At 37.1% G+C, this 15668-nt stretch carries 19 protein-coding genes; 18 read left to right on the top strand and 1 reads right to left on the bottom strand.

Annotation, left to right across the window (positions count from 1 at the left end; genetic code table 11):
- The 11 genes from I2F17_RS09140 (at position 1) to I2F17_RS09090 (ending at position 8045) form a co-directional block, all read left to right on the top strand.
- Positions 1-1680, top strand: coding sequence for a terminase large subunit (locus tag I2F17_RS09140; protein WP_211139704.1), 1680 nt, complete (start codon positions 1-3; stop codon positions 1678-1680).
- A gap of 57 nt (positions 1681-1737) precedes the next feature.
- On the top strand, positions 1738-2325 hold the full coding sequence (locus tag I2F17_RS09135; protein ID WP_211139703.1) for an HK97 family phage prohead protease: 588 nt from the start codon (positions 1738-1740) through the stop codon (positions 2323-2325).
- Positions 2322-3650 (top strand): phage major capsid protein, encoded by a 1329-nt coding sequence (locus I2F17_RS09130; protein WP_211139702.1) that lies wholly within the window; start codon positions 2322-2324, stop codon positions 3648-3650. Before I2F17_RS09135 ends, I2F17_RS09130 begins: the two co-directional genes overlap by 4 nt.
- 80 nt (positions 3651-3730) lie before the next feature.
- Complete coding sequence (locus tag I2F17_RS09125; RefSeq protein WP_211139746.1) at positions 3731-3952, top strand: hypothetical protein; 222 nt, start codon at positions 3731-3733, stop codon at positions 3950-3952.
- Positions 3953-3964: 12 nt separating this feature from the next.
- On the top strand, positions 3965-5401 hold the full coding sequence (locus tag I2F17_RS09120) for a phage portal protein (protein ID WP_211139701.1): 1437 nt from the start codon (positions 3965-3967) through the stop codon (positions 5399-5401).
- Positions 5398-5691 carry a head-tail connector protein gene (locus tag I2F17_RS09115; RefSeq protein ID WP_211139700.1) on the top strand — a complete coding sequence of 98 codons (294 nt, stop codon included), beginning with the start codon at positions 5398-5400 and terminating at the stop codon, positions 5689-5691. The genes I2F17_RS09120 and I2F17_RS09115 overlap by 4 nt, the downstream gene beginning before the upstream one ends.
- A gap of 2 nt (positions 5692-5693) precedes the next feature.
- Positions 5694-6044, top strand: a complete 351-nt coding sequence (locus I2F17_RS09110; RefSeq protein ID WP_211139699.1) for a phage head closure protein — start codon at positions 5694-5696, stop codon at positions 6042-6044.
- Position 6045: 1 nt separating this feature from the next.
- The gene (locus tag I2F17_RS09105; protein WP_211139698.1) at positions 6046-6513 is read left to right on the top strand and encodes an HK97-gp10 family putative phage morphogenesis protein; all 468 of its coding nucleotides are present in this window, start codon (positions 6046-6048) and stop codon (positions 6511-6513) included.
- On the top strand, positions 6510-6995 hold the full coding sequence (gene gp17 / locus I2F17_RS09100) for a tail completion protein gp17 (RefSeq protein ID WP_211139697.1): 486 nt from the start codon (positions 6510-6512) through the stop codon (positions 6993-6995). Before I2F17_RS09105 ends, gp17 begins: the two co-directional genes overlap by 4 nt.
- Positions 6996-7057: 62 nt before the next feature.
- The gene (locus tag I2F17_RS09095) at positions 7058-7531 is read left to right on the top strand and encodes a phage tail tube protein (RefSeq protein ID WP_211139696.1); all 474 of its coding nucleotides are present in this window, start codon (positions 7058-7060) and stop codon (positions 7529-7531) included.
- A 58-nt stretch (positions 7532-7589) separates the two neighbouring features.
- Positions 7590-8045: a phage tail assembly chaperone family protein, TAC gene (locus tag I2F17_RS09090; RefSeq protein ID WP_211139695.1), complete on the top strand. Its 456-nt coding sequence runs from the start codon at positions 7590-7592 to the stop codon at positions 8043-8045.
- 245 nt (positions 8046-8290) lie between these two features.
- On the opposite strand, the gene I2F17_RS09085 is transcribed toward I2F17_RS09090, so the two are convergent.
- Positions 8291-8611, bottom strand: a complete 321-nt coding sequence (locus I2F17_RS09085) for an Arc family DNA-binding protein (protein WP_235985944.1) — start codon at positions 8609-8611, stop codon at positions 8291-8293.
- A gap of 87 nt (positions 8612-8698) precedes the next feature.
- Between I2F17_RS09085 and I2F17_RS09080 the strand changes: the two genes are divergently transcribed.
- The 7 genes from I2F17_RS09080 (at position 8699) to I2F17_RS09050 (ending at position 15619) form a co-directional block, all read left to right on the top strand.
- Positions 8699-8863, top strand: coding sequence for an Arc family DNA-binding protein (locus tag I2F17_RS09080; protein WP_211139694.1), 165 nt, complete (start codon positions 8699-8701; stop codon positions 8861-8863).
- Positions 8864-8940: 77 nt separating this feature from the next.
- Positions 8941-9783, top strand: coding sequence for a phage antirepressor N-terminal domain-containing protein (locus tag I2F17_RS09075; protein ID WP_211139693.1), 843 nt, complete (start codon positions 8941-8943; stop codon positions 9781-9783).
- A 74-nt stretch (positions 9784-9857) separates the two neighbouring features.
- Positions 9858-10730, top strand: coding sequence for a hypothetical protein (locus tag I2F17_RS09070; RefSeq protein ID WP_211139692.1), 873 nt, complete (start codon positions 9858-9860; stop codon positions 10728-10730).
- Between the two features lie 135 nt (positions 10731-10865).
- Positions 10866-11015 (top strand): hypothetical protein, encoded by a 150-nt coding sequence (locus I2F17_RS09065; RefSeq protein ID WP_211139691.1) that lies wholly within the window; start codon positions 10866-10868, stop codon positions 11013-11015.
- Positions 11016-11068: 53 nt separating this feature from the next.
- On the top strand, positions 11069-14926 hold the full coding sequence (locus I2F17_RS09060; RefSeq protein ID WP_211139690.1) for a tape measure protein: 3858 nt from the start codon (positions 11069-11071) through the stop codon (positions 14924-14926).
- A 25-nt stretch (positions 14927-14951) separates the two neighbouring features.
- Positions 14952-15281 (top strand): hypothetical protein, encoded by a 330-nt coding sequence (locus tag I2F17_RS09055; protein ID WP_211139689.1) that lies wholly within the window; start codon positions 14952-14954, stop codon positions 15279-15281.
- Positions 15281-15619 (top strand): phage tail protein, encoded by a 339-nt coding sequence (locus I2F17_RS09050; protein WP_211139688.1) that lies wholly within the window; start codon positions 15281-15283, stop codon positions 15617-15619. The genes I2F17_RS09055 and I2F17_RS09050 overlap by 1 nt, the downstream gene beginning before the upstream one ends.
- The last annotated feature ends 49 nt before the right edge of the window (positions 15620-15668 follow it).

The following is a 15668-nucleotide window of genomic DNA, read 5'->3' as shown; positions in this document are numbered from 1 at the left end:
ATGACGATGAACCCTCCAGTCTGGACAACAGCTTGCCCAGATTGGGAGAAGCGCATTGTTCAGAAAAAATCTTTAATGCCATGTAAACCACTATTTTCAAATGTAGCAGATATTGCGTTAAACATATTCAATGAGCTCATTCTTGTTGATGTGATGGATAGCCCAAAAATGGGAGAAGTCACACGTGATTGGGTACTTGATTTTGTTGCTGCGATCTTTGGGGCTTATGATCCTGAGCAGAGAAAGCGTTTAATTCGTGAATTCTTTTTACTAATTTCTAAGAAGAACACTAAATCTACTTTAGCTGCTGGCATTATGATGACAGCACTGGTTTTAAATGATCGTGCATCTGCAGAGTTAATTATCTTAGCGCCCACAAAAGAAGTGGCTGACAACTCATTTAATCCGATTCGTGATTTTATTCGAGCAGATGAAGAACTCAGCAGCTTAATGAATGTGTCTGAACATACCAAAACAGTTACACATTTAGGTACCGGTGCAACTTTAAAAGTGATTGCTGCAGAAAGTAATGCAGCTGCAGGTAAGAAAGCTTCAATTATTTTGATTGATGAAGTTTGGCTTTTTGGTAAACGTGCTAATGCTGAATCTATGTTTCGTGAAGCAAAAGGTGGTTTAGCATCAAGACCTGAAGGTTGTGTGATTTATCTGTCTACCATGTCAGATGAAGTGCCATGTGGTGTATTTAAACAGTTACTTGATTATGCACGTGATGTACGTGATGGCATCAAAATAGATAAAGGCTTTTTGCCACTGATCTATGAGTTTCCTAAAAAGATGCTTGAAGCAGGAAAACATTTAAATCCTGAAAATTTCTATATCACGAATCCAAACTTAGGCGCATCAGTTGACCTTGAGTATTTAATTTCTGAGTTCAATAAAGTTAAAGATGCTGGTGAAGAAAGCTTACGTGATTTCTTAGCCAAACACTTAAATGTAGAAATTGGTCTTAACTTACGTGCAAACCGTTGGGCAGGTGCTGAATATTGGCTTGCACAAACAAAATCTGAAATTACTTTGGATTTACTGATTGAGTTATCAGAAGTCATCACACTTGGTATTGATGGTGGTGGCTTAGATGATTTACTCGGTTTTGCTGCAGTTGGACGCATGAAAGCTGATCCACGTATTTGGTGGGCATGGAACCATGCATGGGCCAATAAGATTGCTATTGAACGCCGTAAAGAAAATGCACCTAAGTATCGAGACTATGAGAAAGAAGGTAGCTTAACGATTGTTGAGCATGTTGGAGAAGATATAGACCAGTTGGCCAAACTTGCAAAACAGGTTTATGACTCAGGCAAGCTCTATAAGATTGGATTAGATCCGCTGGGTTTAGGTGGCTTACTTGATGGTTTGCTTGATGAAGGTATACCAGAAGATCAAATGATTGGTGTACCGCAAGGTTTTAAATTGATGGGCTACATTTTAACATCTGAACGTAAACTTGCTGAAAAATACCTTTTTCATCCTGGTCAAGGTCTTATGACATGGTGTGTTGGAAATGCTAAAGCAGTGGTCAAGGGTAATGGCATGATGATCAGTAAACAGGAAAGTGGGGTGGGTAAGATTGATCCACTGATTGCTCTCTTTAATGCGATATCACTCATGCAATCGAATCCTGCACCGACACAAAAAGAATATAACGTCTATTTCTTTTAGACATTTCATTTATTTCAAAGCTCACTTTTGTGGGCTTTTTTCATTTTGGAGAGAGCCATGCAAAAAAAGGCTTTTGGTACGTTTGAGATCAAAGAGATCAACGAAGAAAAACGCACATTTAAAGGTATTGCAAGTACACCAAGTATGGACCGTGCCAATGATGTGATGGTCTCTAAAGGGGCTAAATTTACATTACCTATGCCGTTATTGTTTCACCATGATCCAAAGTCAGTGATTGGCCAAGTGATCAATGCTCAAGTCACTTCTAAAGGGATTGAAGTTGAAATTTCATTGCCGTTGATTACTGAAGAAGGTGCATTGAAAGCACGTGTTGATGAAGCTTATCAATCTTTGAAATACGGCTTAGTTAAAGGTCTATCTGTTGGATTTATCCCGAATTGGGAAGATGTCGAATATACCAAAGATGGTGGCATTCAATTTAATACATGGGAATGGTACGAGCTTAGTTTAGTGACTATCCCATGTAATCGTGATGCTGAAACAGATTTTTCAAAAGCTTATGAGGAATATAAAGCTGCGCTTAGCAAAAATCCTCAAAACACCGCACCTACTGGCGATTCAGTAGTAAGCAAACACATTGTTGTCAATCTTAATCGCCCAACACAGGGTGGAGTAAAACTATGAACAAGTATTTAAAACAACTTTTAGAAGCATTAGCTGAAAAAAACCAAGCAATGCAAGCTGCTTTAACTAAAGCTGCAGGTGCAGGTACAACACCTGATGAAGCAACTGAACAAGAAATTCAGCAATTAGAAAAAGAAATTGCTGCGATTGAAGTCAATATTAAACGTGCTGAAAAGCAAGTGGCTGAAATTGAAAAAGCAGCGAAAACAGCAACACCAGTGCAAGGTCAAACGACTGAACAAGCATTAAAATCTACAGATTCAAATGCAAACACACCACATATTCAGATTGTAGATAATTTGGGTAAAGGTATTGGTTTTGCTCAATATGTGCGTGCAAAGATGCTTGCATCACATGAAATTCGAGCAGGTAATCATTTAACTGTTGAACAAGCAGCAAAGCAACTTGGGTATGGTGAAAACGTCATTCAGTATGTACAAAAAGCCACGCTTGGTACGACAACTGATGCAAACTTTGCAGCACCATTAGTACAAACCGATACTTATAAAGGCGATTTTTTAGAATTACTGCGTAATGCAGTGATTTTTGATCGTTTAAGTGGTTATCGTGCTGTGCCTTTCAATGTGAAAATCAATGGCCAAACAAGCGGTGGTACAGCTGGTTGGGTAGGTGAGGCTAAAGCTAAACCATTAACAAACCCTGCTTTTGGCAGTGTTGAAATTAAAGAACATAAACTTGCTGCCATTACTGTTTATACAGAAGAGCTTTTACGCCGTGCTGATCCATCGGTAGATAACCTTGTTTTACAAGATTTGATTGCAGCAACAAAAGAGTTAATTGATACAACTTTCTTGGGTAATACAGCACAAACAGATACAACGCCTGCAGGTGTTTTCAATGGTGTAACAGCGATTAAATCTTCTGGAACTACAGGTGCTGCATATGAAGCAGATTTATTGGCTTTAATTACCAAATTTGTTGAAGCCAATTTATCGACTGATAATTCTTATTGGTTAATGTCAGAAACACGTGCAATGCAGTTAGCTTTGATTCGTGATGCACTGGGTAATCAGTATTTTAGTGGTGTGGCTTTAAATGGCGGTTCACGTACATTGCTTGGTATTCCTGTGATTACTTCACAATCTGTAGGGGATAAAATTGGCCTTATTAAAATGAGCGAATTACTTGTAGCACAAGATGGCGGTGTACAAGTTGCATATAGTGATCAAGCTACATTAGTTGATGGCACTGTGACACACAATTTATGGCAAGAAAATAAGTTTGCCATTCGTGTTGAAAAGTTCATTACATGGGCAAAACGCCGTCCAATTGCTTCAGGATATATCGATTACACTACTGCATAACCTTAATCTTAAAACAGCTCCTTTTTAGGGGCTGTTTTTATACCTAAGCAACAATCATTGTTTAGTTATAGGAACAGTCTATGAAAATTAAATACTTGCAACAAATGCATGATGCCAATGTGGGTGATGTGAAAGAAGTGACCGATTTTGAAGCCAATATTCTGATTAAAACAGGTGTGGCCAAGAAGTTTGGTAAGCAAATTACTTCAATTAAACCTTTAGATAATGTTGAGCAGACAGGTTCTAGTCAGGTTCATACAGATCAGCCAATTGATAAGCAACCCGAAAACGTTAAAGAATAATAGGCGGTAATTATGGGCATTTTGGGAAAACTATTTGGACGCAAAAAAGGTTACCAAACTGTCCAAAGTGGCAGTAATGGTTGGAATCCCATGTTTGTACATGAGCCATATTCAGGTGCATGGCAGAAAAATGATGAATTAACACTTGAAGATAATGCAAGCTTTTATGCTGTATTTGCCTGTGTAAGTCTAATTTCTAAAGATATTGGTAAATTGCCTGTACAACTGAAAAAAGAACAGCAAGGCGTAAAAGTTTTAGCAAAAACACCGCCTGACTTACAACGTATATGGGCAAAGCCAAATAACTACCAGAACTGGCAACAATTTCAAGAGAATTGGACAACTAGCTTACTTTTACGTGGTAATACTTATATTTTTAAACAACGTGATGTATTTGGGCAGTTAATGCGTTTAGTTGTACTTAATCCTGATCGTGTCACGCCATTAATAGATGAAAGTGGCAATGTTTTTTATCAGTTAAGTAATGACAATCTGACACAAACCACAAGTGATATTGTTCCTGCATCTGAAATTATTCATGATCGTATCAACTGTTTTTATCATCCACTTGTAGGTTTAACACCAATCATGGCATGTGCTGCTGCATCTAAGCAGGGCTTATCTATTTTAGAAAATGCAAAAAACTTTTTTAAAAATAGCTCAAGACCGGGAGGGATTTTAATTGCACCTGGTCCTATAGATAAAGATAAAGCACAAGACATTCAAAACCGTTGGAATCAAAAGTATTTAGGTGCAGGTTTTGGTACCACGGCAGTTGTTGGTGACAACATGCAATACACTCCAATCGGAATGTCTGCATCAGATAGTCAGCTTATTGAACAGCTTGGCATGTCAGCAAGTATTGTGGCCACAGCATTTAATGTACCCCCTTTCAAAATAGGTATTGCGAGTGTACCTGGTGGAAAAGTATCAGATCATAACGAGATTTACTATTCAGATTGTCTGCAGTCTTATATTGAAGCACGTGAAAATCTGCTTGATGATGGATTGGGGTTGATTGCTTTAGGTGTAGAAGCATTTCTTGATATTGAAGTACTGATCCGTATGGATTCAGGTAGTAAAATTACTTATTACAAAGATGGTATTGGTTCAGCCATATTTACACCCAATGAAGCACGTAAAGCTTTAGGTTATTTACCTGTACCAGGCGGTGATTCTCCACTGATTCAACAACAAAACTACTCATTAGAAGCTTTGGCCAAACGTGATGCGAAAGAAGATCCTTTTGCAACTACAGCAAAACCAACAGATCAGCCAAATGCTGAAAAGTCGCTTCAATCACTTTATAAAGGTGTTTTTAGTACTGAAAAGCAGTACAAACAAGGCGATTTAGTCACCAATAAAGGCTCACTTTGGCATTGTGAAAAAGACTGCAGTGGTGATTTTGACCATCAAAACTTCAAATTGTGTGCAAAGGAGTGGTTATGAGTATTACAACACTTCAAGAAGTTAAAGCACATTTACGGTATGACAGTAATGATAGTGATTTAGAGCTTGATGCATACCGTGAAGCAGCAGAGCAAGCAGTACTTGATTATGTAACGGATACTTTTGACGATGGTCAGTATCCTAAACCGCTAAAGGTCGCAGTGTTGCTGTTATGTGGTTACTTTGATCAAAATCGAAATTTAGAGAGCGATATGCAAAGTGATGGGAATTATTTGCCAGCACCGATTCGTAGTTTGCTTTATAAATATCGCACACCAACAGTGGGGTGATCATGAAAGCAAGTCAATTACCGCACCGCATCACTATTCAACAAGAAAAAAAGGGTACACAAAATCCAAATACAGGAAAAGTTACAACTGAATGGGTTGATCTCATGACGGTTTGGGCTGATGTATCTGATCTTTCAACCAAGGATCAACTTCAAGCAAAAGCATTATCAAGCTCAATTCAAGCACGTGCAAAGATTCGTTATAGCAAACAGGCAAGTCAAATTGACACCACCATGCGAGTGAAGTTTGAGGGTAATTATTATCAAATTGATGGTAATCCTACTCATGATTTGAACAGTCGCCGTGAATATCTGACATTGAATCTATCAACAGGGAAAAAGGAGTGGAAATAGTATGGCCACTCGTATTCATGTTGATGGACTAGACGAAGTAAGCCGTAAGCTCAAGATGCTGTCTGATCAGAAGAAAGCGAAAAGCTTAACTCGTAAAGCTGCACGTAGAGCGATGAATGTTGTACGTGATGCAGCACGTGAAAATGCAAGGGCCATTGATGATCCTGAAACGAGAGCACGTATTTTTAAGAATATTGTGACGCAATCAGGTCGTTCTTATGGTGGCTATGATGTGGTGATGCGTGTAGGTGTGCGAGGTGGTGCAAGTAGTAATCAACATTCAGTTGATATTTCAGGATTAAGCGGTGGTGATACACGGCACTGGCGTTATATTGAGTTTGGTACTGAGTATATTCCTGCTGTTCCTTTCATGCGTCCTGCTTTGTTTAATAACATGCAAAAAGTGCTTGATACTTTTGCGATTGAATTCAACACGGAACTATCAAAAGTATTGAGTGAGCGTATATGAACCCACCTATATTTTCTTTACTCGCTGGTTGTGAAAAGGTTACTGATATTTTAAAAAATGGTGTTCAAGTAAATATTATACCAATCACAGTAGATTCAACCCATATTTCAGCTGATGCAACCTTGTTTACTGCAGATGTTATAAGTCGAAAAATATCAGTCATTGATCCAAACTCTGATGGGATTGTACGAGCATATCAGTTTGGAGTCGCACCAGAGGAACCAGTATTGCCATATCTTACATGGCAAGGTGTTGGTGGATCGCCTTTTAATAATTTAGATGATCGTCCATCTGGTGATCGAACACTCACGCAAATTGATATTTATGACACTCAAAGTGATCGTATCTATGATTTAGCAAAGGCTGTGCGTTATGCGATTGAGCTTGAATGTAACGTGACAGCATTTCGTGACTTATCAAAAGATGCAGCAACAGGGGTATATCACATTGGAATTGATGTGATGTTTGTTTTACCCAACTAGATTTCAAAACACCATATGGCACCCAATCGGGTGCTTTTTTTATGCCAAAGAGGAAATAAATCATGGCGACAATTAAGGTAAACGGCTCACGTTGGTTTGCATTTGATCCTGAAGCTAAAACAGTCACTCGATTACAATGTTTAAAAACATTTGATGCAGGGTCTGATTCAGCAGGCAAGATTGAAACAACGTGTTTAGATGAAGCAGAAACTAAATCTTATATTCCTGGATTATCTGATCCTGGTGAGGGTTCACTTGGTTTTGATTTTGACACTGAAAACGTAAGTCATTTGCAAATTATTAAGTGGGCTCAAGCAAAAAAAGCACTCACTATTATTTGGGCAGAACCTAAAAACGATACAGATATTCCTACAGTTGATGCAGGTGTATTAAAACTTCCAACAAACCGCACGTTTTGGCAATTTGATGCATCACTGACAACACCAGTTTGGAAAGCTGAATCTGATACGTTGGTGAACTGTACAGTAACTTTGCAACGTAAAACTGCAGTTCAAATGATTGCTAAAACAACTTAATACACAACTTTTAAGCCTCATGAATGAGGCTTTTCATTTAATATTTTGGAGTATATCTGTGAAAAAATTGACTTTAGATCAAATTAAATCAGGTTCATTAATTTCTGAACCAACACTTGTAACTATTGAATTACAAGTAAATGGTGAAAAAGTAGAGTTTGATACTTATATGAAACCATTTAGTTATGCAACAGCTGTTGCTCGTATGCAAGCAGCATTTCAAGGAAATGTACCTTTGGCAGGCATGATTGCAAGTTCTTTATATACAAAAGAAACTGTAAAAGAAGAAGGGGAAAATGACCGTGTTGTGTTTAAAACAACTTTCACGGCTGATGAAGTAAGTGAAAATTTCACACAGTCAATGACTGATGCAATTTGGGATAAAATTCTTGAAGTTAATGGCTTGGGAAAGGAGAAATCGAACTCGAACCAGACACAGAACTCTTCTGTGAAATCGGAATTGCCACAGGACGAAGCATTGAAGAAGTCCGACAGCTCAACTACTCAGAAATAAAAATATGGGCAGCCTATGTTAGAAAATATGGAAGTTTAAATTCGGGTCGCCGTCTTGAACAAGAAATAGCACGTATTCATTTATCTTTCTTATCTTCTAAAGGTGTAAAAGATATCAAGCTCAGTGATCTGATGGTGCATGAAGGCCATGATTCTAGAAATATGGATGATGAAAATGAACCATCAGAAGATGATGAAGCTGCACTTCATGCTTATATGATGAGCCATACTAAACAAAAGTAAAGATTATTTACTTTTCTCGGTTTCAGATAGTTTTTCTAAAAGTTGATTTTGCTTTTCAACTTGTTCTTGTAAGTTTTTAATGATCGATAGAAATTTTTCTATGTTTTTAAGAGAGTCAAGGCTATTAATAACTTGATCTTTAAATATTGTAGGTAGTGCAGAATCATACTCAAAGCTCTGCTCTAAGCGAGATTGTGCTTCTGAATTAATAGAACGGTTATTGTGCTTTGCAGATAGCATAATTTGTTCTTTTAGTTCAGATGGTATTCGTAAATTAAATTGTATATCAGCCATAAATTCAAAATTATATGAAATTAGTAGCATTATGCTATCAAACTTAATTGACAGCAATGTTATTATTTTGCTATGTTAGCAAAATGCTATCAAATTTAATTTAGAGGAAGTTATAAAATGTCAAGAGAACATCAACAAGTAAATTTTCGTATGCCACATGAAATTGTGGAAGAACTTAAAATTGAGTCAAAAAAGGAGAAACGATCTGTAACAGCACAGTTAAATGCCATTGTTGAAGAGTGGTTGGAAAAACAGAAACAAAAAGAGAGTGCGAAAGCATGAAATCAACAGACAACAAAAAAGCCCATGACTTTGGAGAGCAGGGCTTAATTGATTGTCATAACAGAGAGATATGAACTATGAATAGTTTAACCCAAATAACTGTACCATTCCATAGTGCTGAACTATATTTAGTTGAACATAATGGTCAACCATATACACCAATGCGTCCTATCGTAGAGAACATGGGATTAAGTTGGGCATCACAGACTGTTAAGTTCAATAGTAATAAGGGTCGTTGGGGTGTTTCGATTATCGAAACACCTACATTGAGCGGTATTCAAGAAATGTTATGTATTCCACTTCGTAAGCTATTTGGTTGGCTAATGACAATCAGTCCGAACAAAGTAAAACCTGAAATTCGGGAAACAGTTATTAAGTACCAAAACGAATGTGATGATGTGCTTTGGGATTATTGGACTAAAGGACAAGCTATTAATAAACGTCACGTTATTTCACCTGAACAACAAGCTCTATTACATGAAATTGTAGATAGACGCTCACATGGTGAAAGAAAAATTTATGCAGAAATGTGGTCACGCCATAACCACCATTTCAAAATTGCAAAATACAGCCAGTTATTATCAGTTCACTTTTCTGAAGCGATACATTATTTGGAAACCATGGAAATTAAATCTAAGGCTGTTAAACAAGAAGAAGTTTTACAACTACCGTTAAAACCACAAGTTTTGACTATAGCATCACAGATTAGTCATTCATGGTCGCAAACAGAACGTCAAAGTTGGTTTGTAGAAGCTGATCCCAATGGCAGTTTAACAATTAATGTTTTGCCACAAGGCTACTACCCATTAAATGCAATTGAATTTGCTAAACATTTTGATGGTCTTTTAAATGCATTGGCAAGTAGTGAGTTGTTAAGGGTTGGGCGATACTTGCTGAAAGAGCAGAATGCTAAGAAATAGTTGTAAAATCTAAGCTAGATTAAAAGTTTTAATTCAGCTAACCTCATCAAATAATAATCTGATGGGGTTTTTGTGTGAAAAGAATAATTTTAAGCTTTGTCTTCTTAGTTTTATCTTTCAATAGTTATGCTGTTACATTAGATGGATTAGATGAAAAATCAATTTTTAGAGGAATGTATCCTAAACTTTTTAATCCGTTATTAGAGGATGGAAATTACACAGGCAAAGAATTAAAAAATGTTGGAGTTAAAATGAATGATAAAGAGTATTTAGCACTTTATCATCCACCTGAACAGTACAAGAATAAAGATGGGGAAATAAGATATTTGGTATATGTTGAAAGAAGGGATATACAGCTAAAGAATATAAAAATTATTAATGGGAAGTTTGTTAAAATCCCTAATGTAATCGTCTATGGATTTAGTGAAACATGCCATATATGCTTGTCGAATGAAGACTTGTTTATTTTCAAGAAGAATAAAGATGAAAAATATGAATTGGTTTCTAAGAATAATAAAAATCTTGGATTAAGTAGTTTTGGCATTTCAACTTTAAATACCGCTAATTTACAAAGTAATATTATTAATATAAAACAAGATGCAGTGGGATTTTTCTTTATAATTGGTAGTGGAAACGCTGGGTTTTGGGAAGGACACAGAGGGGCAGTTATTTTAAATGAAAAGACTCCAATTACTACAGTAGCTGTTGATATAGCTGAAGAGAATAGTGAGGGTGCATATGGTGATTCAGTTTTATCAACTGCTTATGATTCAACAGCAAAAATTTTAGAAAATGAGCCTCCTAGTTTTGGGTTTTATCCAATAGAAGTTAAATTCAAAGGAGACTACGAAGAAGATGATAAGTTTATTAAATATAACAAAATAAAGAAATACGAAATGCAAAAAGATCGTAAGGAGTATAAGGAAGTATCTTCACGAGACTACTAATAGATATTGTTTTTAATGAAATATAGCCACCTTTCGAGGTGGTTTTTTACACCTAAAGAAAAACCCCGATAGCGACCAACTATCGGGGTTTTATTTTTCCAATAACTTGCGAGAGCCAAAGGAAATAAATCTTGTATGGAACATTTTAAACCAATAGTGGAGCTTATGAAAGTGTCTATTGAAAAATACGGCTTATGGCAGACGATACTTGCCTTTCTAGTGCTGTTTTCTATACCAATTTTAATATGGAAACTTCCTGAAATTATTTCAGCCATCAAAGCCTAAACCGACCCAATACGAGGTCGGTTTTTTTACACCTAAAATTTGGAGAATGCCAGATGGCAACAAAACTTGGAACACTTACGCTTGACCTTGCCACTCGCATTGCTGAATTTACAGGGCCATTAGATCGGGCAGAAAAAAAAGCTAAATCATCAACAGATAATATTGCTCAAAGCTTTGATAATGCAGCTTCATCAGTAAAAGTTTTGGCAGCGAGTGTAGCTACAGCAGCAACTTCATTTGTATCCTTTGATAAAATTATTGAAGTGCAACGTCAGTTTGACAAATTAAATGCAAGCTTAATCACTGCCACTGGTTCTACTGAAAATGCATCTGATGCTTTTAGCAAATTACAAAAATTTGCTCAACAAACTCCATATGGATTAGAACAAACGGTTGGTGGTTTTACAAAGTTAGTTAATCTTGGTTTAACACCTTCCATGAAAGCTATGACTGCTTACGGTAATACTGCAGCAGCTATGGGAAAAGATTTAGATCAAATGATCGAAGCCGTTGCAGATGCAACTACAGGTGAGTTTGAGCGATTAAAAGAGTTTGGTATTAAGTCTAGTCAACAAGGTGGAAAAGTTGCACTTACTTTTAAAGGCATAACAACAACAATTAACAACAGCTCAAAAGATATTGAAAAATATTTGATCAATCTAGGTGAAACTGACTTTGCCGGTGCGATGGAAAATCGCATGAAAACATTAGATGGATCTATTGCAAACTTGTCTGATACGGTAGATGCATTTTTTCTAAAAGTATCTCAGTCTGGTGTTGGTGATGGCTTAAAAACTGGTGTAGATGCAACCAGTGATGCAGTAAGTTATCTAGGTGAGAATCTTGAGACTGTAAAAGATGTCGCTGTCGCCGTTGGTGCCGCTGTCGCTACAAAACTTGCAATTAGTATGGCATTTGCTGCTAAAACAACAACCCTTGCAACCATTGAAAGTGTACGTTACCAGATGGCATTGGTTTCAATGTCTGCTGCTGCATCAAATACCACTAGAACTATGGTGACTCTACGTGCAATCACAGCAGCATTAGGCGGACCAGCTGGGATTGCCATATTAGGTGTACAAGCATTAGCTGCAGGCGCTGCATTTCTTTACATGAGAGATAGCACTAACGAAACAACAGATGCTTTGAACGATCAAGGTTTAACAATTGATGAATTAAAAGGTAAGTATGCCAAACTTAACGCAGAGCAATTGCGTGTAAAGGCATCTGATGCAAGCAAAGAAATTTCAAATCAAAATAATGAAATTGCGAGTAGCTTTGATAAATTAGATAAACAAGTATATCGAATTTTGACAGGTGCAGGTACTCAAGGTCAGGCTACAGCACTACAAGGTTATATTGATGATTTAAAAGCAGGTGGTGATCGAGCAGCTAATGCATTTAGTATTCTTGAATCTAAAAAAGTTTTTAGTCAAGCTCAGATAGATGCTGTTGCTAAAGTTGGTATCAATATAAAAGATGCTCGTACTGAAATTAGTAAGCAAAATGATATTTTAAAAATTGTTAATAAAACAGGTGATGACAGCATTAAAATTATGCAACGTCAGAATGCATTATTAACAGATCAGGCTAGAGTATTGGGCCTAAGTGCAAAACAGTGGGAGGCTCTATCTAATAACCAAAAAGAATACGGTACAAATATAGGTAATGAACTGCTACGCAAGAACTATATAGCAGAAAATACTAAAAATGGAAAAATGACGTATGAACAAGCTAGTTTCATGGCAGATGCTAGAGCGTCTGCAGGGCTAGGATATACAGCCAAAGATGTAATGACACCAGAAGTTCGTAAGATAATAGATGCTGCTTGGGGAGTTAGTGGAAATTTTGCGCTTAACTCAAATCAGCAAAAAAAGCTTGCTGGAGCTTCAACATTTGCTGCACTTAACAATATTGAAAGTATTGGTAAAAATAATGCATTACCAAATAACTTATTGACTGCGATTTTGGCACAAGAAAGTGGTGGTAATAATTCTGCTATTAGCCCAACTGGTGCAATTAGTGCATTTCAAACTACAGGTATTTTTAGAAAATCATATGTTTTATCTAAATCAGATGCTGTCAATGATCCACAAAAAGTAGCTGCTGCTGCATCAAAAGCATTACAAGATGCCTATGAAACTTTTGGAAATTGGCGTGATGCAGCCATGGCATACAATGGCGGTGTTGCAGGAACTCAAGCATTTAAAGCTGGTCGTATCTCAGATCAAGTCACTGCACAAGGTGGTAGTCAAAAGATTAATGGTCAATTGTACTTATCACCTGCAAAAGCAAAGGAAATGAGCGATTATGCAGATAATGTTGTTCGTTACCAAGCAGCTGCCAGTGGTAATACTAAAGTTGATTCATCATTAGTACAGCCATCTCAAGAAAACTATTTGAAGTTTCAGGAACAGCTTGCCGTATCTCAAAAAGCTCTTAAAGATGCAGGTGACGAATTTGCTTTAAAGTATGCACAAGGTGATTTAAAAAAACTTGATCTTGAGCATTCTAAAGCAGTTGAGGAAATCACAGAAAAACTAGGTTCTGATCCTGAACAACTTAAATTAGTACTGGCACAAGAATCACAGCAATATAAGTTACAGCGTGCGGAGTTGATTGCAAACAAAAAGGCTGAATATCAACAGTACTTTAGTTTTGAAACTGACAGAATTACTCAGATTAAAAACAACTATGCAAAAGAAAAATCTGCAATTGATGCGAATACAAAATTTGATATTGCTGAAAAAGCGAAGATTAAAGCTGCTTATGATCGTCAAATGCAAGATGAAATTGATGCTGTAGAACGTGCTAATCAAGAGCGAATTGACGCAGCGTATGAAGCTTATGCTTCTGAAACTGAAGTTATGATCAAACGTTATCAACGTGAGCGTGAAGAAATTGCTAAAACACGTGATATGGATCCTAAAGTTAAAGATGCATTGTTAAAAGCGAATGCAATGGATCAGTACGCCGTATTAAATAAATCTAGTAATAAAGTCCAAGATTCTCAAAGATCAGCAAATGAATATTTGTTTCAACAAAATAATCCGAATGGTAAAGCATTATGGGATTTACAGAATCAGTATAGTAGTGACCAACAGTCTTTAACTGATAGTTACAACAATAATGTTTCTGGTATTGATCAAATCCAAGATGAAACTGAAAGAAATGCACAACTTTTACAAGCGCATGAGCAGTACTTACAAGCTAAACAAGCTTTAGAGGATAAGTATAGATTGCAACAGCAGGATTTGGCGAATGCACAAGCATCTGAGCAATTATCAGCTTACGGCACAATGTTTGGTGGCATGGCAACACTAGTTAAAGGATTTGCTGGAGAGTCTAATGGGGCTTATAAAACGATGTTGGCCGCTCAGAAAGCAGCTAATTTAGCCAGTGCAATTATGAATGGCTATACAGCAATATCTGCTGCTTGGGCATCGGCACCATTTCCTGCAAACTTACCAGCAGTAGCACTCGCAACTGTAAAAACAGGTGTTTTACAAGCAGGTATTGATGCTGTGTCAGTAGGCTTCTCAAGCGGCGGCTACACAGGTGATGGTGGTGTACTTGAACCTGCAGGTGTTGTGCATAAAGGTGAGATTGTATTCTCACAAGCCGATGTTGCACGGCTTGGCGGTGTTTCAACAGTCGAAGGCATTCGTAAGGGTATCAAAGGCTATTCTGATGGTGGCGTGGTTGGTGGATCTGCAAGTATTGCAAGCCAGTTGAGTAGTAATGGTCAACCACAAGGCAATGTGAATATTGAAGTGAATGTAACAGACTCAGGTGTAACAACATCTGGTGCTAGTACAGACAACCAAAAACAACTAGGTCAAATGATTGGTAATACGGTAAGAACGATCATTCGACAAGAACAACGTCAAGGAGGGCTACTGAGTAAGTAGCCTTTTTTATTATCTGGAGAATATTATGAAAGCAATTCAATTCAAGAACGCAGTTGGAGTAGTTGGTAATGATGATGAAGTGTTAAGTCTACTTGGTGGTCAGATCAGCTATATTGGAACCCGAAAACCACAACAGATAACCATCTCTTATAGACGTAATGACTTCAATGCAGAAATCCACTTTGGCGACTGGATTATTGAGAAAGATAACAAAGAGATAGTTATTCTCAGTCATGATGAATTTTTAGCATTGCATTCAATTAATTTGGAAACGCCAAATTTAAATCAAATTATTCATGATGCGATACAAAAAATAATACGTGATGAAAAACGTCAAGGGGGCTTATTATCCTAATGAGCAACAGACAATTTACATTCAAATCTGACTTAGATGGTAACTCAAATACCCAAAGCTTTAATGTCGTATCTAATGTGTTTGGCGATGGGTATGAGCAACATGCATCAGTCGGGATCAACAACCGAAAAGGACAGTGGAACTATCAACGAACTGCGTTAAAAGATGAAGTCTTAGCGATTAAAGCGTTCTTTGATGACCATAAAGGGGCAGATTCTTTTTTATGGGAATCGCCACTTGATGGCACAGTTCGAGTGAAAACAGATACAAGCTATACGCCTACATGCTTAGGCGGTGCAGTGTGGCGAATCTCAACTACATTTAAACAGCAGTTTTAGTTTTACAACCAAATCAATCCATGCACCGAAAGGTGCTTTTTTTATGCCT

It is taken from the genome of Acinetobacter baretiae, from assembly GCF_015627105.1.
Lineage (GTDB): Bacteria > Pseudomonadota > Gammaproteobacteria > Pseudomonadales > Moraxellaceae > Acinetobacter > Acinetobacter baretiae.
This window is presented reverse-complemented; position numbering and strand designations above follow the sequence as displayed.

Bases quoted from the DNA above. Each gene is read 5' to 3' on its own strand.
- I2F17_RS09140 (WP_211139704.1), top strand. From the start codon at position 1: ATGACGATGAACCCTCCAGTCTGGACAACAGCTTGCCCAGATTGGGAG.
- I2F17_RS09135 (WP_211139703.1), top strand. From the start codon at position 1,738: ATGCAAAAAAAGGCTTTTGGTACGTTTGAGATCAAAGAGATCAACGAA.
- I2F17_RS09130 (WP_211139702.1), top strand. From the start codon at position 2,322: ATGAACAAGTATTTAAAACAACTTTTAGAAGCATTAGCTGAAAAAAAC.
- I2F17_RS09125 (WP_211139746.1), top strand. From the start codon at position 3,731: ATGAAAATTAAATACTTGCAACAAATGCATGATGCCAATGTGGGTGAT.
- I2F17_RS09120 (WP_211139701.1), top strand. From the start codon at position 3,965: ATGGGCATTTTGGGAAAACTATTTGGACGCAAAAAAGGTTACCAAACT.
- I2F17_RS09115 (WP_211139700.1), top strand. From the start codon at position 5,398: ATGAGTATTACAACACTTCAAGAAGTTAAAGCACATTTACGGTATGAC.
- I2F17_RS09110 (WP_211139699.1), top strand. From the start codon at position 5,694: ATGAAAGCAAGTCAATTACCGCACCGCATCACTATTCAACAAGAAAAA.
- I2F17_RS09105 (WP_211139698.1), top strand. From the start codon at position 6,046: ATGGCCACTCGTATTCATGTTGATGGACTAGACGAAGTAAGCCGTAAG.
- gp17 (WP_211139697.1), top strand. From the start codon at position 6,510: ATGAACCCACCTATATTTTCTTTACTCGCTGGTTGTGAAAAGGTTACT.
- I2F17_RS09095 (WP_211139696.1), top strand. From the start codon at position 7,058: ATGGCGACAATTAAGGTAAACGGCTCACGTTGGTTTGCATTTGATCCT.
- I2F17_RS09085 (WP_235985944.1), bottom strand. From the start codon at position 8,611: ATGCTACTAATTTCATATAATTTTGAATTTATGGCTGATATACAATTT.
- I2F17_RS09080 (WP_211139694.1), top strand. From the start codon at position 8,699: ATGTCAAGAGAACATCAACAAGTAAATTTTCGTATGCCACATGAAATT.
- I2F17_RS09075 (WP_211139693.1), top strand. From the start codon at position 8,941: ATGAATAGTTTAACCCAAATAACTGTACCATTCCATAGTGCTGAACTA.
- I2F17_RS09065 (WP_211139691.1), top strand. From the start codon at position 10,866: ATGGAACATTTTAAACCAATAGTGGAGCTTATGAAAGTGTCTATTGAA.
- I2F17_RS09060 (WP_211139690.1), top strand. From the start codon at position 11,069: ATGGCAACAAAACTTGGAACACTTACGCTTGACCTTGCCACTCGCATT.
- I2F17_RS09055 (WP_211139689.1), top strand. From the start codon at position 14,952: ATGAAAGCAATTCAATTCAAGAACGCAGTTGGAGTAGTTGGTAATGAT.
- I2F17_RS09050 (WP_211139688.1), top strand. From the start codon at position 15,281: ATGAGCAACAGACAATTTACATTCAAATCTGACTTAGATGGTAACTCA.